The 17,379-nt window shown below is 67.9% G+C and carries 21 protein-coding genes; 6 read left to right on the plus strand and 15 right to left on the minus strand.

The window, feature by feature from the left end; all coding sequences use genetic code 11:
• Nucleotides 1–4: 4 nt before the first annotated feature.
• Both BW990_RS02075 and BW990_RS02080 read left to right on the plus strand, forming a co-directional pair.
• Nucleotides 5–790, plus strand: coding sequence for a DUF6478 family protein (locus tag BW990_RS02075; protein ID WP_076444491.1), 786 nt, complete (start codon nucleotides 5–7; stop codon nucleotides 788–790).
• 10 nt (nucleotides 791–800) lie between these two features.
• Nucleotides 801–1,178, plus strand: coding sequence for a hypothetical protein (locus BW990_RS02080; RefSeq protein ID WP_076444493.1), 378 nt, complete (start codon nucleotides 801–803; stop codon nucleotides 1,176–1,178).
• Between the two features lie 204 nt (nucleotides 1,179–1,382).
• Here BW990_RS02080 and BW990_RS02085 read toward each other — a convergent pair whose 3' ends face one another.
• The 5 genes from BW990_RS02085 to BW990_RS02105 all read right to left on the minus strand — a co-directional run bounded on the left by BW990_RS02085 (nucleotide 1,383) and on the right by BW990_RS02105 (nucleotide 6,911).
• A complete protein-coding gene (locus tag BW990_RS02085) occupies nucleotides 1,383–2,699 on the minus strand; it encodes an NAD(P)/FAD-dependent oxidoreductase (RefSeq protein WP_076444495.1) in 1,317 nt (438 codons plus the stop codon).
• On the minus strand, nucleotides 2,699–3,517 hold the full coding sequence (locus tag BW990_RS02090) for an ABC transporter permease (protein ID WP_076444497.1): 819 nt from the start codon (nucleotides 3,515–3,517) through the stop codon (nucleotides 2,699–2,701). Before BW990_RS02090 ends, BW990_RS02085 begins: the two co-directional genes overlap by 1 nt.
• Nucleotides 3,518–3,728: 211 nt before the next feature.
• Complete coding sequence (locus BW990_RS02095; RefSeq protein WP_076444499.1) at nucleotides 3,729–4,619, minus strand: ABC transporter permease subunit; 891 nt, start codon at nucleotides 4,617–4,619, stop codon at nucleotides 3,729–3,731.
• A gap of 3 nt (nucleotides 4,620–4,622) precedes the next feature.
• Nucleotides 4,623–5,756, minus strand: coding sequence for an ABC transporter ATP-binding protein (locus tag BW990_RS02100; protein ID WP_076444501.1), 1,134 nt, complete (start codon nucleotides 5,754–5,756; stop codon nucleotides 4,623–4,625).
• A 69-nt stretch (nucleotides 5,757–5,825) separates the two neighbouring features.
• Nucleotides 5,826–6,911 carry a polyamine ABC transporter substrate-binding protein gene (locus BW990_RS02105; RefSeq protein WP_076444503.1) on the minus strand — a complete coding sequence of 362 codons (1,086 nt, stop codon included), beginning with the start codon at nucleotides 6,909–6,911 and terminating at the stop codon, nucleotides 5,826–5,828.
• A gap of 149 nt (nucleotides 6,912–7,060) precedes the next feature.
• Between BW990_RS02105 and BW990_RS02110 the strand changes: the two genes are divergently transcribed.
• Nucleotides 7,061–7,759: a GntR family transcriptional regulator gene (locus tag BW990_RS02110; protein WP_076444505.1), complete on the plus strand. Its 699-nt coding sequence runs from the start codon at nucleotides 7,061–7,063 to the stop codon at nucleotides 7,757–7,759.
• 196 nt (nucleotides 7,760–7,955) lie between these two features.
• Nucleotides 7,956–9,350, plus strand: coding sequence for an aspartate aminotransferase family protein (locus tag BW990_RS02115; RefSeq protein WP_076444507.1), 1,395 nt, complete (start codon nucleotides 7,956–7,958; stop codon nucleotides 9,348–9,350).
• 267 nt (nucleotides 9,351–9,617) lie between these two features.
• On the opposite strand, the gene BW990_RS02120 is transcribed toward BW990_RS02115, so the two are convergent.
• Genes BW990_RS02120 through recO form a run of 4 tightly spaced genes read right to left on the minus strand, consistent with a single transcriptional unit; the run spans nucleotide 9,618 to nucleotide 11,753 of the window.
• Complete coding sequence (locus BW990_RS02120) at nucleotides 9,618–10,061, minus strand: molybdenum cofactor biosynthesis protein MoaE (protein ID WP_076444509.1); 444 nt, start codon at nucleotides 10,059–10,061, stop codon at nucleotides 9,618–9,620.
• Nucleotides 10,061–10,306: a molybdopterin converting factor subunit 1 gene (gene moaD, locus BW990_RS02125; protein WP_076444511.1), complete on the minus strand. Its 246-nt coding sequence runs from the start codon at nucleotides 10,304–10,306 to the stop codon at nucleotides 10,061–10,063. The genes BW990_RS02120 and moaD overlap by 1 nt, the downstream gene beginning before the upstream one ends.
• Nucleotides 10,306–10,971 (minus strand): CDP-diacylglycerol--glycerol-3-phosphate 3-phosphatidyltransferase, encoded by a 666-nt coding sequence (gene pgsA / locus BW990_RS02130; protein ID WP_076444513.1) that lies wholly within the window; start codon nucleotides 10,969–10,971, stop codon nucleotides 10,306–10,308. Before pgsA ends, moaD begins: the two co-directional genes overlap by 1 nt.
• A gap of 44 nt (nucleotides 10,972–11,015) precedes the next feature.
• Nucleotides 11,016–11,753, minus strand: a complete 738-nt coding sequence (gene recO / locus BW990_RS02135) for a DNA repair protein RecO (protein WP_076445116.1) — start codon at nucleotides 11,751–11,753, stop codon at nucleotides 11,016–11,018.
• A 54-nt stretch (nucleotides 11,754–11,807) separates the two neighbouring features.
• Here recO and BW990_RS02140 point away from each other — a divergent pair, with 54 nt between their 5' ends.
• Nucleotides 11,808–12,452: a Pr6Pr family membrane protein gene (locus BW990_RS02140; protein WP_143526040.1), complete on the plus strand. Its 645-nt coding sequence runs from the start codon at nucleotides 11,808–11,810 to the stop codon at nucleotides 12,450–12,452.
• Here the strand turns inward: BW990_RS02140 and BW990_RS02145 are convergent.
• The 5 genes from BW990_RS02145 to lepB form a co-directional block, all read right to left on the minus strand.
• A complete protein-coding gene (locus tag BW990_RS02145) occupies nucleotides 12,394–12,729 on the minus strand; it encodes a DUF1491 family protein (RefSeq protein ID WP_076444517.1) in 336 nt (111 codons plus the stop codon). The two genes, BW990_RS02140 and BW990_RS02145, sit on opposite strands and share 59 nt — an antisense overlap.
• The gene (gene era, locus BW990_RS02150) at nucleotides 12,722–13,630 is read right to left on the minus strand and encodes a GTPase Era (protein WP_076444519.1); all 909 of its coding nucleotides are present in this window, start codon (nucleotides 13,628–13,630) and stop codon (nucleotides 12,722–12,724) included. The genes BW990_RS02145 and era overlap by 8 nt, the downstream gene beginning before the upstream one ends.
• Nucleotides 13,631–13,649: 19 nt before the next feature.
• Nucleotides 13,650–14,546 carry a DMT family transporter gene (locus BW990_RS02155; RefSeq protein ID WP_076444521.1) on the minus strand — a complete coding sequence of 299 codons (897 nt, stop codon included), beginning with the start codon at nucleotides 14,544–14,546 and terminating at the stop codon, nucleotides 13,650–13,652.
• A gap of 136 nt (nucleotides 14,547–14,682) precedes the next feature.
• The gene (gene rnc, locus BW990_RS02160; RefSeq protein WP_076444523.1) at nucleotides 14,683–15,372 is read right to left on the minus strand and encodes a ribonuclease III; all 690 of its coding nucleotides are present in this window, start codon (nucleotides 15,370–15,372) and stop codon (nucleotides 14,683–14,685) included.
• Nucleotides 15,369–16,202, minus strand: coding sequence for a signal peptidase I (gene lepB, locus BW990_RS02165; protein WP_076444525.1), 834 nt, complete (start codon nucleotides 16,200–16,202; stop codon nucleotides 15,369–15,371). Before lepB ends, rnc begins: the two co-directional genes overlap by 4 nt.
• Before the next feature lie 238 nt (nucleotides 16,203–16,440).
• Here lepB and BW990_RS02170 point away from each other — a divergent pair, with 238 nt between their 5' ends.
• The gene (locus BW990_RS02170; protein ID WP_083950431.1) at nucleotides 16,441–16,902 is read left to right on the plus strand and encodes a thiol-disulfide oxidoreductase DCC family protein; all 462 of its coding nucleotides are present in this window, start codon (nucleotides 16,441–16,443) and stop codon (nucleotides 16,900–16,902) included.
• Nucleotides 16,903–17,067: 165 nt separating this feature from the next.
• Here the strand turns inward: BW990_RS02170 and BW990_RS02175 are convergent, their stop codons facing one another.
• On the minus strand, nucleotides 17,068–17,352 hold the full coding sequence (locus tag BW990_RS02175; RefSeq protein WP_076444529.1) for a sll1863 family stress response protein: 285 nt from the start codon (nucleotides 17,350–17,352) through the stop codon (nucleotides 17,068–17,070).
• Nucleotides 17,353–17,379 lie beyond the last annotated feature (27 nt).

Consider the following 17,379-nt stretch of genomic DNA (forward strand, 5'->3'; position numbering starts at 1 on the left):
GATCATGGCGACGGGACAGATGGCAGAGCGGCAAAGCTTCTTGGACGGACTCATTCAGCGCGCGGCCTTGCGGCGGCTGAAACGGGCGGCGCAATCGGCGCCCGAGGCCGACCTGCGCGCGCTGCGGCGCCAGCGGGCCCAGGCCCGCCAGCTCAAGCAGCAGATCGACGAGTTGCTGCATGTGGCCGACAATCGCCTCGCGCTGCCGCTCATCGGCAACCAGAGCTTTCCGCGCCCGCATGACGCGGACTGGGCCTGGCGCCCCGAACTCTGGACCGGGCCGCTGCCGGTCAAGGGCATCTCCTCGGTGCAGTCGAAATCCATGCTGGGCCGGGAGGCCACGCTGTTTCACGATTGCGCCCAGTCCGAGCTGACGCTGCGCCAGCTGCGCAACACGCGCGAGGCCGATCTCGCGCCGTTCGGGCTGCGTCTCGACGTCTTCCGCTTCACCGGCTCCTACCTGTCGCTGGCCATCGACCTGCCCGAAGAGGCCGCGCGCGGCCTGAAGCGGCGGCATCTCGTCCGGCTCGAGACCATCGTCGAGATGGAAAAGCCGATCGAGATCTTCGCCCGGCTCAACATCCGGCACGGGCCCAACACGGAACAACTGGTGCGCGAGATGCCGCTGCACCAGGATGACGTGATGATCGAGTTCGACCTCGCCTATACCAAGCTGAACGAGAAACGCGTCGAGAAGCTCTGGCTCGACATCATCTTCGAGGGGCCGCAGATGAACCAGGTGACGCTGCGCGATCTGACCTTCAGCCGCCGCCCCCGGGCCGAGTTGTGAGGGGCGCGCGATGAGTGGCTACACGCTGACCAAGACGCGGTTCAGGGAAGGCACCTGGGAGGGTCTGCTGACCGCCGAACGCGCCGATGCGCCGACGCCCGAGATCGCGGTGTCGCTCGACGGCAAGCCGGTCGGCGCGGTGCGGGTCAGCGCGCTTGGCGGGACCGGGCAATGGCTTCTGGAGATCCCGGTGCCCGTCGAGGCGATCGGCGACGGGGTTCAGACGATCCTCGTGACGGATGCCAATGCCGATGCGACGCTCGGCGCCTTCACGATGATCGCGGGCGACGCGCTGGCCGAGGATATCCGCGCCGAGATGGAGCTTCTGCGCGCCGAGCTCGACATGCTGAAGCGGGCCTTCCGGCGCCATTGCATCGAGACGCGCTGAGCCGTCCGGCCGCGATCCTCGCGGAGCGCGCGTGCCGCGCGCGCCGGTCTGGCCGCCGGTCGCCTGTGGCGCCCGCCGGCGGCGGGGGCGCTGCCCCCGGGACCCCCGGGCGAGACCTGGAAACGTGAAGACGGGAGGTGGGCGTATGAGCCGCGGCCGCGTGGGCGGCGCCTGCGGGACCCGCCCCTGGCCGACCTCCGGCACCTAAAGATCGAGCGCCTCGGCGGTGAGATAGGCGGGCGCCAATGCGAGCCTGCGAAAGCGGCCGAACGGGAACCGCCCCGGGGGCCTGCGCATCGCGGCGGGAATATCGGGCCCCCGGTTCAGGATGAGCCCGGCGGCAAGCGTGCCCGCATGGCTCGCCATCGCCACGCCGTTGCCGTGATAGCCCAGGGCGGCGAAGAGGCCCGGCTGATCGGGCACGGCGCCCACGAAGGGCGTGAGCCCGCGCAGGAGGCAGACGAGCCCCGACCATTCATGGGTGATCTCCACCCCGCGCCATTCCGGAAACATGGCCGCGAAGTCGCGCCGTATGCGTTTCGAGATCGCCGCTTGCGCCCGGGGCCGCGCGGTCAGCCCGCCACGCATGCCGAAGAGAAAGCGGTTATCGGGCAAGCGCCGGAAATAATGCAGCAGCAGGCGGCTGTCATAGGCCATCTGGCGGGTGGTCCAGCCCTGCCGCGCGGCCTCTTCGTCGCTGAGGGGCCGGGTCACGATGATCGAGGATTGCACCGGCAGCGTGCGCGCGCGCAGCCAGTCGGGCAGGTCCTCGCTGCTGTAGCCGTTGGTGGCGATCAGCACCTCGGGCGCCGCGACCGTGCCCTCCGGTGTCGTCAGCTGCCAGCCGCCCGCAGCGCGGCGCAGCGCGGTGACCGGGCTTCGCGCATGGCAGCGCACACCGGCGGTCATCGCGGCGCGGGCGAGGCCGTCATGGTAGCGCCTCGGATGCAGCGCGAACCCCAAGGGTGTGGTGAGCGCGCCGTGGAAGGTGCCGCCGAACCCCTCCTGCCGCAGCGCATGGGCGGGGGTGAGCCGGGGCGTGACCCCGTAGGCGTCCTCGATGTCGCGCGCGGCGGCCTCGAAACCCCGCGCGATGCGCGGCGTGTGGGCCAGAAGGGTCTCGCCCTCCGAATGGGTCTCCGCGTCGATACCGTGCCGGGCCAGGCGGCGGGCCACGGTGTCGATCGCGGCGATTTCGGTGGCGCGCCATTCGGCGAGGCCCTCGGCGCCGAAGCGGCGGCGCAGTTGACCCGCGCTCGCCTTGGCGCCGCCGAGGCAGCAGAAGCCGCCATTGCGCCCCGACGCGCCCCAGCCGGGCGCCTCCGCCTCCAGAAGAGTCACGCGCGCGCCCGCTTCGGCAAGTTCCAGCGCGGCGGCGAGGCCGGTATAGCCGCCGCCGATGATCGCCACATCCGCGCGCTGCGCCCCGGTGAGCCGGGGCCAGTCCGGCGGCGGGGCGCCCTCGTTCCAGTAGCAGCGTTCGGGCGTGGCATAGGCCGCCGCCTCGTAGAGGCGGTGCATCAGGCGGTGCGCGCCGCGGCGCGTTCGTCCCGGGCCTGCGCGACCGCGGCGCGTTTGGAGATCAGCGAGGCGGTGATGACCCCGATCGTGACGATGCCGATCATCAGGGTCGAAAGCGCGTTGATCTCGGGGCTGACGCCGAGGCGCACGGCGGAGAAGATCTTGATCGGCAGCGTCGTGGCCGAGGGGCCGGTGGTGAAGCTCGCGATCACGAGGTCGTCGAGCGACAGCGTGAAGGCCAGAAGCCAGCCCGAGATCACGGCGGGCGCGATGATCGGCAGGGTCACGAGGCGAAAGGCCTGGAAGGGCGTGCAGCCGAGGTCGAGTGCTGCTTCCTCGAGCGCCTGATCGAAGCTCGTGAGCCGCGAAGAGACCACCACCGAGACGTAGCACATCGCGAAGGTCGTATGCGCCAGCACGATGGTGAAGATGCCGCGGTCGAGCCCGATGCCGATGAAGAGAAGCAGCAGCGACAGGCCGGTGATGACCTCGGGCATGACGAGCGGCGCGTAGATCATGCCGGAGAAGAGCGTGCGCCCGGCAAAGCGGCCCGCGCGGACGAGGACCGTCGCGGCCATGGTGCCGAGCACCGTCGCGATGGTCGACGAGAACACCGCCACCTGCAGCGTGACCCAGGCGGCATCGAGGAATTCCTGATCGCGGAAGAGCTCACCATACCACTTGGTCGAGAAACCGGCCCAGACGGTCACCAGTTTCGATTCGTTGAAGCTGTAGATCACAAGGATGATCATCGGCAGGTAGAGGAAGGCAAAGCCCAAGGTGAGCGATGTCGCGTTGAACCAGGAGAAGCGCTTCATCGGGCCGCCTCCGCGAAATCCCGCGAGGATTTCGCCGCCAAATCCGACGCGGATTTGCGGCCCGGCGCGACGCTTTGGGGCGCGCACGGCGCGGATGCCCGCCCCGGCCGAGCGCTCCGCGGCGCAATGGTCGACGCGCGCGCTGCGGTCCGGACGGGCCGCGATTTCGCGTCGAAATCGCCCCCGAAATCACCGTGTGATTTCGCCCCCCTCATCCTTCCGCCTCCCGTGCCTTCTGCTCGTTGCGCTGGAACAGCACGATCGGCACGATCAGGATCAGGAGCAGGATGATCGCCACCGCCGAGGCCACCGGCCAGTCGCGATTGGAGAAGAACTCCTCCCACAGCACCTTGCCGATCATCAGCGTGTTCGATCCGCCCAGAAGCGACGGGATCACAAACTCGCCGATGGCCGGGATGAAGACCAGGAAACAGCCCGCGATGATGCCGCTTTTCGACAGCGGCACGGTCACCAGCCAGAAGGCCGAGAGGCGCGAGCAACCGAGATCCTCCGCCGCCTCGAGCAGCGATTCGTCCATCTTCTCCAGCGCCGCGTAGATCGGCAGGATCATGAAGGGCAGGTAGGTATAGACGATGCCGATATAGACCGCGATGTTCGTCGACAGGATCTGCAGGGGTTCCGAGATCAGCCCGAGCCCCATCAGCAGCTGGTTCAGCACGCCCTCGGAAGACAGGATCCCCATCCACGAATAGACCCGGATCAGGAACGAGGTCCAGAACGGCAGGATCACCAGCATCAGGAGCGTGGGCCGCCATTCGGGCGCCGCGCGCGCCATCGCATAGGCGATGGGATAGCCCACCGCGAGGGTGATCAGTGTCGAGACGCCGGCGATCTGCAGCGAGGACAGATAGGCCTTCCAGTAAAGATCGTCGGTGGTCAGGAAGACGTAATTCTCGAAATCGAGCGCCGCGAAGAATTCCCGGATACCCTGCCAGCCCGCCGACACATCGAGCGTCGGCGTGTAGGGTGGGATCGCCAGCGCGATATCCGACAGCGAGATCTTCAGCACGATCAGGAACGGCACCAGGAACAGCAGCAGAAGCCACAGGTAAGGCACCGCGATGAGGAAGGCCTTGCGCATGCCTCAGCCCTCCAGGATCACGCCGGCGGTTTCGGTGAAGGACAGCCAGACGCGATCTTCCCAGGTGATGTCGCGATTGACCAGGCGCCGGGTGTTGGCGGTCTGCGCCTTGAAGATGCGGCCATCGGCGATCTTCACGTGATAGGTCGAGGAATTGCCCAGATAGGCGATGTCGATCACCTGGCCTTCCAGCAGGTTGCGCCGGCCCTCGGGTTTCTCCTTGGCGATGGCGACCTTTTCGGGACGGATGGCGAAGGCGACCTTGCCCGCGCCACTGCCGGTGCCCGCAGCGCCCCGGGGCGTGCCCCAGATCGGCGGCTGGCCCTCGGCCCAGTCGATGCGCGCGCGCTCGCCCTCGGGTGTGGCATGGCCCTCGATGATGTTCACGTCGCCGATGAAATCGGCCACGTAGACCGAATTCGGCGCCTCGTAGATCACGTCCGGCGTGTCGACCTGCACGAGGCGCCCCTCGTCCATCACCGCCACGCGGGAGGCGACGGTCATCGCTTCTTCCTGGTCGTGGGTGACGATCACGAAGGTGGTGCCGGTCTTTTCCTGGATATCCATCAGCTCGAACTGGGTCTCCTCGCGCAGCTTCTTGTCGAGCGCGCCGAGCGGTTCGTCGAGCAGCAGCAGCTTCGGCGCCTTGGCGAGGCTGCGCGCGAGCGCCACGCGCTGCCGCTGGCCGCCCGAGATCTGGTGCGGTTTGCGCTTGGCGAATTTCGTGAGCCGCGTGAGGCGCAGCATTTCCTCGACCCTGGCCGAGATGGCCTCCTTGTCGGTGCTCTCGCGCTTCAGCCCGAAGGCGATGTTTTCCCAGACCGACAGGTGCGGGAACAGCGCGTAGCTTTGGAACATCATGTTCACCGCGCGCTTGTTGGGCGGAATGGGCGCGATGTTCTGGCCCGAAAGCTCGATCGTGCCTTCGGTGGCGTTCTCGAACCCCGCCAGCATCCGCATCAGCGTGGTCTTGCCGCAGCCCGAGGGCCCCAGCAGGGCGAAGAATTCCCGGGCATAGATGTCGAGCGTCAGGTCGTCGATCGCGGTGAAACCGCCGAAACGCTTGGTGACCCCCTTGAACCGGATCAGCGGGGTCTCGTCCGGGTCGTTCCAGGGGGCGAAGACGGTCTGGCTCATGGTCGCATCCAGTCGGGGAAGGGCGGATGAAATCGGCCCGCGCCGGGGCGCGGGCCGAAGGTCAGGGCGTCAGACGCCCGATTTGATCTCGGTCCAGAGCCGCGTCACCGTCCGCTGCACGCGCGGCGGATAGGGCGTCGTGGTGAAGAGGTTCTCGAGCGCCGCGGGCGTCGGATAGATCGCCGGATCGCCGATCACGTCCTCGACCAGGAACTCCTGCGAGGCCTCGTTGCCATTGGCGTAATAGACGTAGTTCGACGCCGCCGCCATGTTCTCGGCATCCATGATGAAGTTCAGGAAGGTATGCGCGGCCTCGGGATTCGGCGCGTCCACTGGGATGGCCATCTGGTCGAACCACATCTGCGCGCCCTCGTCGGGGGCGTTATAGGCGATCACGACGCCGTTATCGGCCTCCGCCGCCCGGTCGCGCGCCTGCAGGATGTCGCCGGACCAGCCGACCGCCACGCAGATGTCGCCATTGGCCAGCGCGTTGATGTATTCCGAGGAATGGAACTTCTGGATGTAGGGGCGGATCGGCTCGAACACCTCGCCGGCCTTGGCGATCACGTCCGGATCGTGGCTGTCGGGGTCCTCGCCGATATAGTTCAGCGCGGCGGGGATCATCTCGGCGGGCGCATCGAGGAAATGCACGCCGCATTCGGCGAGCTTTTCCATGTTCGCCGGATCGAAGACGAGGTCCCAGGACGAGATCGGCGCGTCCTCGCCGAGGATCTCGGTGACCTTGCCGACGTTCACGCCGATACCGGTCGTGCCCCACATGTAGTTGATCGAATAGGCATTGTCCGGGTCGTATTGCGCTGTCCGGCTGGAGACCACGTCCCACATGTTGTCGAGATTGGGCAGCTGCGACTTGTCGAGCTTCCGGAACGCGCCCGCCTCGATCTGCCGCTGCAGGAAGGTGCCGGTGGGCACCACCACATCATAGCCCGACGAGCCCGCGAGCATCTTCGTCTCGAGCACCTCGTTCGAATCGAAGACATCGTAGATCAGGTCGATCCCGGTCTCTTCCTCGAACTGGGTCAGCAGCGCTTCGTCGATATAGTCGGACCAGTTGTAGACGCGCACTTCCTGCGCGCTGGCCGCGCCGGCAATGAGCGCGAGGACCGCGACGCTGCCGAGTGTCTTGCTTGTCATTCTGTCAACTCCCTGAAGGTTCCTGGGAGTCGTTGCTCCCCGATCCTTGAATTTGATCAAAAATTGCCGATGCTGGCAATATCGCGATGCTTCCACGGCTCCGGGGCAGGTGCAAGACGGGTCGTGAATGGCGGTGAGGAGGAAGCGGCATGAGCCGATTTACTGCGCAATTGTCGCGCGATGCGGAGCCCGAGGCGGCGGGATTGCCGGCCCATGAGCGGGTCTACCGGCAATTGCGCGACATGATTCTCTTCGGCGCGCTGGCGCCGGGGCAGCCGGTGACGATCCAGGGGCTGACCGAGACGCTGGAGGCGGGCATGACGCCCGTGCGCGAGGCGCTGCGGCGGCTGACGGCCGAAGGCGCGCTCGATTTCCAGGGTAACCGGCGGATCGCGGTGCCGGTCCTCGACGCGCGCGCGGTGGAGGAGCTGACACTCGCGCGGCTCGCGCTCGAGCCGGAACTGGCGCGCCGCGCCGCGCTGCGCATCGACGCGGACGGGATCGCCACGCTGGCGGAGGCCGATTCGGCCCTCGATGCGGCGATCGCGGCGGGCGATATCACCGGCTACCTGACCGGCAATCATCATTTCCATGCCCTGCTGAACGGCCATGCGGATGCGCCGATCCTGACCGGGCTCGTCGACGGGCTCTGGCTGCGCTTCGGCCCGTCGCTGCGGGTGGTCTGCGGGCGGCTCGGCACACAGGGGCTTCCGGATCGTCACAAGGACTTGCTGGCCGCGCTCGGGGAGGGGGCGGCAGAGGCGGCGGCCGATGCCATGGCCGAGGATGTGCGGCAGGGGATGGAGCAGATCGCGCTGGGCCTCGCGCCAGCGGCGAGGTCCTCCTGATGCGCCAGCGGCGCGGTCCTCGTGATGTGCCGGCGGCACGCTCCTTGTGAGGCGCCCACGACGCGGTCCTCATGACGGGCCGAAGCGCAGTCGCAGGCAGCCGCTCGACAAGGCCGCGCATTGACCTGCGCATAATTTGATCATATTTCTGAGCCAAGCGCCCGATCCTCATCCGCACATCTCGAAAGGTCCTTTCATGGCCCAGATTTCCAACCCGCTGCCCACGGCCGATCTGCAGGCGCTGGACGCCGCGCATCACATGCACCCCTTCACCCACGGCGCTGCGCTCGGCGCCAAGGGCGCGCGGATCATCACCCGCGCCGAGGGTTGCTGGCTCACCGATTCGGAGGGCAACCGCATCCTCGACGGCATGGCCGGGCTCTGGTGCGTGAACCTCGGCTACGGGCGGCAGGAGCTTGTCGACGCGGCCACCCGCCAGATGTCGGAGCTGCCCTTCTACAACACCTTCTTCCAGACCAGCCACGCCCCCGCGATCCAGCTGGCCGCACGGCTGGCGGAGCTGGCGCCGGGCGATCTCAACCATGTCTTCTTCGCCGGCTCGGGATCCGAGGCCAACGACACCAACCTGCGCATGGTCCGCACCTATTGGGAGTTGAAGGGCCAGCCCGCGCGCAAGGCGGTGATCTCGCGCTGGAACGCCTATCACGGCTCCTCGGTGGGGTCGGGCAGCCTCGGCGGCATGAAGGGCATGCACGCCCAGGGCGGCATGCCGATCCCCGACATCCACCATATCGACCAGCCCAACTGGTGGGCCGAGGGCGGCGATCTCTCGCCCGAGGAATTCGGTCTCGAGCGGGCAAAACAGCTCGAGGCGAAGATCCAGGAACTGGGCCCCGAGAATGTCGCGGCCTTCATCGCCGAACCCCTGCAGGGGGCCGGCGGCGTGATCGTCCCGCCCGAAAGCTACTGGCCCGAGGTCATGCGCATCGTGCGCGAATACGGCATCCTGCTGATCGCCGACGAGGTGATCTGCGGTTTCGGGCGCACCGGCAACTGGTTCGGCTCCCAGACCCTCGGGATCCAGCCCGACATCATGACCATCGCGAAGGGCCTGTCCTCGGGCTATCTGCCGATCGGCGGCTCCATCGTGTCCTCCGAGATCGCGCGGGTCATCGGCGATGCCGAATTCAATCACGGCTACACCTATTCCGGCCATCCGGTGGCGGCGGCGGTCGCGCTCGAGAACCTGCGCATCCTCGACGAGGAGGGCATCATCACCCGCGTGCGCGAGGAGATCGGGCCCTACCTCAAGGAGAAGTTCGAGAGCCTGACCGAGCATCCGATGGTGGGCGAGGCCAGCATCGTCGGCATGATGGGCTCCATCGCGCTGACGCCGGACAAGGCACGCCGCGCGGCCTTCCGCGGCGAGGAGGGCCAGATCGGCCTGATGACGCGCGAGCGGTGCTTCGCCAACAACCTCGTGATGCGGCATGTGGGCGACCGGATGATCATCTCGCCGCCGCTGGTGATCTCGAAGGACGAGGTCGACGTGCTGATCGCGCGGGCCTGGAAGAGCCTCGACGAGGCGATGGCGCAGGCGAAATCCGAAGGGCTGTTCGTTGCTGCCTGAGAGTCCCATCCGGCGGTCGCGCAAGGCTTGCAGCCTTGCGCGGCATGTCTTGTCACTGGCGGCCTTTGGCCGCCATATCCGGATTTTTCGCGTTTTTTCGGAAAGGTGAAGGGCAAGGGGCGGATGCGCCTTGCCTGACCGCTCGCGCGGGCGGCGCTTACGGGACCCCCCGGGTCGAAACGACGGCGCGCCGTTTCTGGCGTGCCTGTGATGGCGGGGGGCGGCGATTGGTGAGGCGCAGCGGGCCGCGCGGTTTGCCCGAGGCTCTTACCAGCGCTTCAGCGCGTCCTCGTCCTCGTCGCGGGCGGCAACCCATTGGGTGTCCGTGCCGCTGAATTCCTTCTTCCAGAAGGGCGCGCGGGACTTGAGGTAATCCATCAGGTATTCGGCGGCCTCAAACGCATCCTTGCGGTGCCGGGCGGCGGTGGCGACCATCATGATCTTCTCGCCGGGCGTGAGCGCGCCGTAACGGTGGATCACCAGCACGTCGCCCAGCGACCAGCGCGTCCGCGCCTCCTCGGCGATCTTTGCGAGCGCCTTTTCGGTCATGCCGGGGTAATGCTCGATCTCCATGCGGTCGCGCGCCGCATCGCCGGTATCGCGCACCACGCCGGTGAAGGTCACGACCGCGCCGAGATCGCTGCGGCCCGACGCGAAGGCCTCGGCCTCGGCGCCGAAATCGAAGGGGGCTTCTTGGACGACGACGCGCATCAGCCGCCCGTCATCGGCGGGAAGAACGCCACTTCGCGCGCGCCCGCAAGCGGCGCGTCGAAATCGGTCAGTTCCTGGTCCACCGCGACGCGCAGCGCCGAGAGGTCGGCGAAGGCCGCGGCATAGCGGTCCTCGCGCGCGCGGAGTTCCGCGACAAGCTCGTTCACCGTCGCGGCCTCGGTCTCGATCCGGTCCTTCGGGTGGCCGATCCGTTCCCGGACCCAGGCGAAATACAGCACATCCATCAGCGATCCTCCGTCAGGTAGGGGCGGGCCTTGGCGAAATAGTCCCAGCCGGTGATCGCGGTCAGCAGCGCCGCGACCCACAAGAGCATGATGCCCGCATTGCCGGTCCAGACCATGCCGATGCGTTTCCAGCCGAGGCCCAGATCGTCATCGATCTCGCCCGCCATGATATCGCCGATGATGGCCGCATCCATCCCGATGGTCGAGACCACGAGGAAATGCTCGAAGATGCCTTGCGCGAAGAGCACCGCGATGGCCACCATCTGCAGCGTCGTCTTCCACTTGGCAAGCCGCGTGACCTTCAGCGTGCCCGAGAGATGCCCCAGATATTCCCGCAAGCCCGAGACGAAGACCTCGCGGAAGAGGATGAGCGTCGCGGGCAGCACGAGCCAGGGCGACATCGAGGAATAGCCCACGATCACCATCAGCGCGATCACCACCATCGCCTTGTCGGCAATGGGATCGAGCATCGCGCCCATCTTCGTCTCCTCGCCCCAGGCGCGGGCGAGATAGCCGTCGAACCAGTCGGTGATGGCCGCCCCGAGAAACAGGATCAGCGCGCACCAATCCGCGAAGGGGCGGGAGAAATAGAGGAACATGACCGCAACGCCGGGCGCCGCCAGAAGACGGATCAGGGTCAGGATATTGGGCAGGGTCCAGCGCATGGACCTAGTCCTATCGCGGCCCGAAGGCGGCGGAAAGCTTGATTTCAGTTCCCGGCACGGGCACGCCGGGCGAGCCGGTCGAGGAACAGCGCGCGGGCGGGCGGGACGGGCTTGTCGCCCAGCGATGCGGCAAGATGCGAAGACAGGAAATGCCCGGTCGTGCCGAGCGCCTCCAGCACCTCCGCATCGCCGCCCTCGCCCGCGCCCAGCATCACCGGGGGCAGGGGCAGGAGCCGCGGCGCCCAGTCGCCGGCGCCGGCGCGCGACACCGCCCGACCCGTCCGCGGCGAGACATAGCTCAGGTCATTGGCCCGGCCGGTCGCCGCGCAGGTCGTCAGATCGAGGCCGAATCCCATCTCGTCCAGAAGCGCCATCTCCCAGCGCAGATAGGCCAGCGGCCAGAGATCGGGGGCGCGCAGAAGTTCGAGCAGGGTCGTGGTGCGGGTGTAGAGGTCGGGATGGGCCTCGCGTTCGGGCAGGGTGAAGCCGAGGATCGCCACCAGCGCATTGAGCCCCGCCAGCGTCACCCGGTCGGCCATGGCCTGCGCCGCGCGGCTGCGCTTCAGCTCCACATTGTAGGTGCCGATATGATCCTCGAGCCGCGCGCGCCAAGCCACGTCCAGTTCCGCCCCGGGCTGCAGGAGCGGCGCCATCTTGCGCGACGTCGCCCCGCGCAGCACGCCCGCATGGCGGCCATGGCTTTCGGTGAAGACCTCGAGGATCGCCGAGGTCTCGCCGTGCCGCCGCGTGGACAGCAGGATTCCGGTGTCGCGCCATTCCATATCGTGACTATCGGGACGCTTGAAGCTGGCCGCAAGGCTGGCACATTGGCGCATATGACACGTCTTGCCCGGATCACCGCCGCCCTGATCGCCGCCACCGCCCTGCTGGCGGTCCTGCTGCAGCTTTACGTGGGGCTGGAACGGCGGCCCGACCGCACCGCGCTCGAGGAGATGTGGCGCATGGCGCGCTATTTCACCATCCTGACGACGCTGCTGGTGGTTCTGCGCTACACGCGGGTCGCGGCCCTGGGCCGGGCGAGTGCCGCGTGGACCGGCGCGATCACGCTCTGGGCGCTGATCGTGGGCGCGGTCTATCACGGGCTTCTGGCGCGCGATCTGACCGGCCTGCGCATGGTGGCGGACCAGATGCTGCATTCCGCCGTGCCGCTTTTCGTGGGGCTGTGGTGGCTGGCCTTCGCGCCCAAGGCGGCCTTGCGGCCCGCCCATGCGACGTGGTGGCTGCTCTGGCCCGCGATCTACGCGGCCTATGCGCTCTGGCGCGGGACCTTCGTGGACCGCTATCCCTATTTCTTCGTAGATCCGACGCGGCAGGGCTGGGACGGCGTGGCGCTGTGGCTTCTGGGGCTGGGCGTGGTATTCTGGGTCGCCGGGCGCGGGCTCGTGGCGCTCGGCGGTTGGCTCAGCCGAGACCGTCCTCATCCAGACAATGCCGCCCCTGCCGATCCTCGACCTCGATGACCCAGAGATCCGGGTCGAAGCTGCGCTGCTTGGCGATCGAGGCGTCCACCTCGGGCTCGTCGCCCGCCGCCAGCTCCTGCCAGACCCGGTCGCCGGTCATCAGGTCGAATGACCGGGTGAAGGCCCGGGCCCGCCCGTCGAGCGTGGCGCATTTCACCAGGACCGCCCCCGCCGTGTCGTCGCCATGGGCCACCACGAAGCAGGGGATGTCATGGAGCGCCAGCCGGCGCCGGTAGGCATCGACCCAGAAGCGCGCGGTGAGACGCGGTTCAGCCATCGCCGTCGCGGAAATCGAGGCCCATCTCGGAATAGCGCTCGGCCTCCTCGAGCCATTTCTCGCGCACCTTCACCTGCAGGAACAGGTGCACCTTGCGGCCAAGGAATTCCGACAGCTCCTCGCGCGCGGCCTTGGAGACGGCCTTGATCGTCTCGCCCTTGTGGCCGAGCAGAATGCCCTTGTGCCCGTCGCGGGCGACATAGACGACCTGATCGATGCGGGCGGAGCCGTCCTTGCGCTCTTCCCAGTTCTCGGTCTCGACGGTGAGCTGGTAGGGCAGTTCCTGGTGCAGGCGCAGGGTCAGCTTCTCGCGGGTCATCTCGGCGGCGATCATGCGCATGGGCAGATCGGCGATCTGGTCCTCGGGATAGAGCCACGGGCCCTCGGGCAGGGTCTTGGCCAGCCAGTCGCGCAGGTCGTCCACGCCGTAGCCCTTTTCGGCGGAGATCATGAAGGTCTCGGCGAAGGAGAAGCGTGCGTTCGTCTCCTCGCTGAGCTTCAGCAGCGTCTCGGCCTTCACCCGGTCGATCTTGTTGATGGCCAGCGCCACCGGGCGGCCATGGCCCACCGTGTCGAGCTGGTCGAGGATGGCTTTCACACCCTCGGTCATGCCGCGATGCGCCTCGATCAGCAGCACGACGATATCGGCATCGGCCGCCCCGCCCCAGGCGGCGGCGACCATCGCACGGTCGAGCCTGCGGCGCGGCTTGAAGAGCCCCGGCGTGTCCACGAAGACAAGCTGCGCGTCGCCCGCCATCGCCACGCCGCGGATGCGCGCGCGGGTGGTCTGCACCTTGTGCGTCACGATCGACACCTTGGCCCCGACCATGCGGTTCAGGAGGGTCGATTTGCCGGCATTGGGTTCGCCGATCAGCGCGATGAAGCCTGCGCGTGTGGTCATGTGTCGTGTCCTTGCGGGATCAAGATCGGGGCTTTAACGCGGTTTCCCGGCCAGAGCCAGCCTTTCCGCTGCGCCAGAGCGTGTAGCTGCCCGTGGCGACGATCAATGCCGCGCCCGCGAGCGTGACGGCATCTGGCCGTTCGCCGAAGATGGCATAGGCGAAGATCAGCGCGACGATAAGGCGGGAATAGCGGAAGGGCGCCACGACCGACACTTCCCCCGTGCGCATCGCCTGCGTCAGCGCGGCGTAGCCCGCAACGCCCGCGATGGCCGTGCCCATGAGGCAGGCCCAGGCGGTGGCTGTGGGCGGGGCGGGCAGGCCCGGCTCGAAGGCGAGAATGACGAGGCCCGCGATCACGATGGTGGCAAAGCCCAGAATACCGAGCTGCCCGGCGGTCACTTCGGGCGGGCTCGTGCGCGTGGCAAGGTCGCGGCAGGCAAAGCCGATCATGCCGAGGATCGGAAACACGGCCTCCGGCCCGAAGGCCGCGCCCGAGGGGCGCAGGATGATCAGCACGCCGACAAACCCCAGAAGAAGTGCCGTCCAGCGTCGCGGACCGACACTCTCCTTGAGGACCAGCGCCGCACCGAGCGTGACCACGAGCGGCGCCGCCTGCAGGATGGCCGAGGTGGTGGACAGCGGCGTGTAGGCAAGGCTCAGCGCGAAAAAGAGCCGTCCCATCACTTCGAAGCCCGACCGGATCGCGAGGCGCGGCTGCAGATAGGTGGGCGACCAAAGCGGCGTCCCGGTCCAGCGCGTATAGATCAGGAAGGCCGCAAGCCCGGTAAGACCGAAGATCAGCGTGCCGAGGCCGGGAGAGACAGTGGCCGTCGCGGTCTTGAAGAGCGCATCCTCGATGGCGAAGCCGAGCATGGCCGCGATCATGAACAGAGCGCCGCGGAGGTTGTCGGTCATGCCTTGGATATCCCGTCCGCGTGGGGGCTGCAGAGGCTCCGCATCGGGTGCGGGGCACGGCAAGCCCGGTCCGGCACTGACGCAGGTCTGGCCAAACGCGCACCGCGCCCCGGACTTGCTCCGGGGCCTCGACGGGTCATGACGGCGCCCGGTCCACCGCCGCCAAAAGCGCCTCCGCCGCCTTCTGCTCCGCCTGCCGCTTGGAGCCCGCCGCGGCGGCCGCCGTCTCGCCGCTTTCCAGCCGCGCCTCGATGGTGAAGACCGGCGCGTGATCCGGGCCGGACCGGGCCGTCTCGATATAGGCCGGGGGCGGTAATCCGCGCGCCTGCGCCCATTCCTGCAGCGCGGTCTTGGCGTCGCGGGCGTCCTTCTCCACCCCGTCGATCCGCGCGCCCCAGAGCCGCAGCACCATGGCCTTGGCGATCTCGAAGCCCTGATCGACATAGACCGCCGCAATCACCGCCTCCATCGCGTCGCCCAAGAGCGCCATCTTGCGCCGCCCGCCCGACAGCCGCTCCGACCGGCCGAGCTTCAGCGCGTCGCCGATGCCCGCCTCGCGCGCCACGTCCGCGCAGGTCTCCTTGCGCACCAGGGCGTTGTAGCGGGGGGCGAGCTGCCCTTCGGAGGCGGCGCGGTCGCGCTCCAGCAGCGCCTCGGACATCACCAGACCCAGAACCCGGTCGCCCAGAAACTCAAGCCGCTGGTTGTCGCTGCGATTGGGCCCCGACATCGAGGCATGGGTCAGCGCCTCGCGCAACAGCGCCACGTTCCGGAACCGCACGCCGAGCCGCGTCTCGAGCTCGGCCAGTTCGGCCGACCGTTTCACTCCAGCGCCTCGAAGAACCGATCCCCCCGCCAGGTCCAGAAGAACAGCATGGAGCTGCCCGCCGAGGAGAAGATCACCCGGTCCGCGCGCCCCACGAGGTTCTCGTAGGGCACGAAGCCCACCCCGCCCGCGACGCTCGGCACGCGGCTGTCCGAGGAATTGTCGCGGTTGTCGCCCATGAAGAAGTAATGCCCCTCGGGCACGGTGTAGACCGGCGTGTTGTCGGCGCCCTGATTGCCGATGTTCAGGATCGAATGGCTGGTGCCGCCGGGCAGCGTCTCGACGAACTTCTCCTTGAGACAGGTGCCGCCATCGCCGACCGGGCCATTGGCGCAGCGCGGGCGGATGCCGTGCGGGCCCTGCGGTTCGGCCACTTCCTCGAACTGGCCGTCGGGCGCGACCTCGACGGGGGTGTCGTTGATGATGACGCGCCCGTCGCGGACCTGCACCCTATCGCCCGGCAGGCCGATCACGCGCTTGATGAAATCGGTGCCGTTGACGGGATGGCGGAAGACCGCGATGTCGCCGCGCGCGGGCTCGGCGCCCAGAAAGCGGGTATTGTCGCCATCGGCCCAGCCGCAGATGTCCTTCGCGTCGATATTGATGCCGATGGCCGGGATGCGCACCGAGGGGCAGGAGGCGTAGGAATAGCCGTAGGCCATCTTGTTGACGAACAGGAAATCGCCGATCAGCAGCGTGTCCTTCATCGAGCCCGACGGGATCCAGAACGGCTGGAAGAAGAGCGTGCGGAAGATACCCGCGATCAGCAGCGCGTAGATGACGGTCTTGATCGTGTCGAGTATGCCGCCCGAGCGGGCCTTGTCTGCCATGTCCTGCCTCTTTGCCTGGTGCCCGGTAAGTGCCGACCGGGTGCGGGCAAGTCAAGCCGGGGAAGGGCCGGGGCGGCGCAGGCAGGCCCCCGCATGCGTCTGGGCGGCGATTCGGGCGGCATGTCCGCTTGGCCGCGCGCGCCCGAGCATCGCAAGCCGCCGTGACGGCGAACCGACGGGCATTGCGAACCGGGGGCGTTCCGGCGCAGATTGCAGGGCATCTTCTGGAGGGATGGCAATGGCCCGGCCGATCGAGCGCGACGCGTATTCCTGGCGCAAGGACCCGGACGTTCCGGAGTTCGACGATGCCGGCCCGATTGCCGTGATGGACGGCGATTGCGCCCTCTGCGCGACGGGCGCGCGCACCATCGCGCGGCTCGACCGGCGCGAGCAGTTCCGCATCTGCACGGTCCAGTCTCCCACCGGCACGGCGCTTGCGCGGCATTTCGGGCTGGCCCCCGACGATCCCGAAACCTGGCTCTTTCTCGATAACGGGCAGGCTTGGTCCGGGATGGAGGCGATCATCCGCATCGGCGAACGCCTGGGCGGGCTGGCGCGCGTGGCGGCCGCGATGCGCGTGCTGCCGCGGCCTGCGCGGGAATGGCTTTACCGGCGTATCGCGCGCAACCGCTACCGCTTCGGGCGGACCGACATGTGCGCGCTCCCGGACGCGCGGCTGCGCAAACGGCTGATGACCTGAGGGCGCGCGCGTCGGCCTGACCCCGTTGCCCGCGCCGGACAGTCTCGAACAGCGCGCCAAGCCCGCCGCACGCATGTCCGCGCCGCCAAATGCGTTCCCGCCCGACAACGGACTTGTTCGCCCCGCGCCTGGATAAGGCATCCGGGGGCAGGGCGAGTGACGTTCCTAGTGGAAGCGGCTCCAGGCCTTCTGGAACGAGCTCGAGATGTTCTCCCAGGCGCTTTCCATGCCCTTGCGCATGTCGTCCCAGGCAGCATCGCTGGCGGCCTGCGCCTCCTTCATCTTGGCGTGGGCCTCGTCGCGCTGCTTGCGCATTTCGCCGAGCTGCTTTTCGTATCTCGCCGTGTTCTCCGCTTCGGCGGCCTTCGCCTTGGCCTGGAGCTTGTCGATCTCGGCGTTCCACTCGTCCAGCTTCGCCTTCATCTTCTCGACATATGCGTCGCGATCCATCGTCTTCTCCTCCGTTGCTGAGAGGGG

The sequence above is a fragment of the Roseivivax lentus genome (assembly GCF_900156805.1).
GTDB classification, from domain to species: domain Bacteria; phylum Pseudomonadota; class Alphaproteobacteria; order Rhodobacterales; family Rhodobacteraceae; genus Roseivivax; species Roseivivax lentus.

Coding starts and splice junctions, on each gene's coding strand:
- BW990_RS02110 (WP_076444505.1), top strand. CDS start 7,061: ATGAGCCGATTTACTGCGCAATTGTCGCGCGATGCGGAGCCCGAGGCG.
- BW990_RS02100 (WP_076444501.1), bottom strand. CDS start 5,756: ATGAGCCAGACCGTCTTCGCCCCCTGGAACGACCCGGACGAGACCCCG.
- BW990_RS02085 (WP_076444495.1), bottom strand. CDS start 2,699: ATGCACCGCCTCTACGAGGCGGCGGCCTATGCCACGCCCGAACGCTGC.
- BW990_RS02080 (WP_076444493.1), top strand. CDS start 801: ATGAGTGGCTACACGCTGACCAAGACGCGGTTCAGGGAAGGCACCTGG.
- moaD (WP_076444511.1), bottom strand. CDS start 10,306: ATGGATGTGCTGTATTTCGCCTGGGTCCGGGAACGGATCGGCCACCCG.
- BW990_RS02090 (WP_076444497.1), bottom strand. CDS start 3,517: ATGAAGCGCTTCTCCTGGTTCAACGCGACATCGCTCACCTTGGGCTTT.
- recO (WP_076445116.1), bottom strand. CDS start 11,753: ATGGAATGGCGCGACACCGGAATCCTGCTGTCCACGCGGCGGCACGGC.
- BW990_RS02105 (WP_076444503.1), bottom strand. CDS start 6,911: ATGACAAGCAAGACACTCGGCAGCGTCGCGGTCCTCGCGCTCATTGCC.
- era (WP_076444519.1), bottom strand. CDS start 13,630: ATGACCACACGCGCAGGCTTCATCGCGCTGATCGGCGAACCCAATGCC.
- lepB (WP_076444525.1), bottom strand. CDS start 16,202: ATGGCAGACAAGGCCCGCTCGGGCGGCATACTCGACACGATCAAGACC.
- pgsA (WP_076444513.1), bottom strand. CDS start 10,971: ATGCGCTGGACCCTGCCCAATATCCTGACCCTGATCCGTCTTCTGGCG.
- BW990_RS02140 (WP_143526040.1), top strand. CDS start 11,808: ATGACACGTCTTGCCCGGATCACCGCCGCCCTGATCGCCGCCACCGCC.
- BW990_RS02115 (WP_076444507.1), top strand. CDS start 7,956: ATGGCCCAGATTTCCAACCCGCTGCCCACGGCCGATCTGCAGGCGCTG.
- BW990_RS02155 (WP_076444521.1), bottom strand. CDS start 14,546: ATGACCGACAACCTCCGCGGCGCTCTGTTCATGATCGCGGCCATGCTC.
- BW990_RS02075 (WP_076444491.1), top strand. CDS start 5: ATGGCGACGGGACAGATGGCAGAGCGGCAAAGCTTCTTGGACGGACTC.
- BW990_RS02095 (WP_076444499.1), bottom strand. CDS start 4,619: ATGCGCAAGGCCTTCCTCATCGCGGTGCCTTACCTGTGGCTTCTGCTG.
- BW990_RS02120 (WP_076444509.1), bottom strand. CDS start 10,061: ATGCGCGTCGTCGTCCAAGAAGCCCCCTTCGATTTCGGCGCCGAGGCC.
- BW990_RS02170 (WP_083950431.1), top strand. CDS start 16,441: ATGGCCCGGCCGATCGAGCGCGACGCGTATTCCTGGCGCAAGGACCCG.
- BW990_RS02145 (WP_076444517.1), bottom strand. CDS start 12,729: ATGGCTGAACCGCGTCTCACCGCGCGCTTCTGGGTCGATGCCTACCGG.
- BW990_RS02175 (WP_076444529.1), bottom strand. CDS start 17,352: ATGGATCGCGACGCATATGTCGAGAAGATGAAGGCGAAGCTGGACGAG.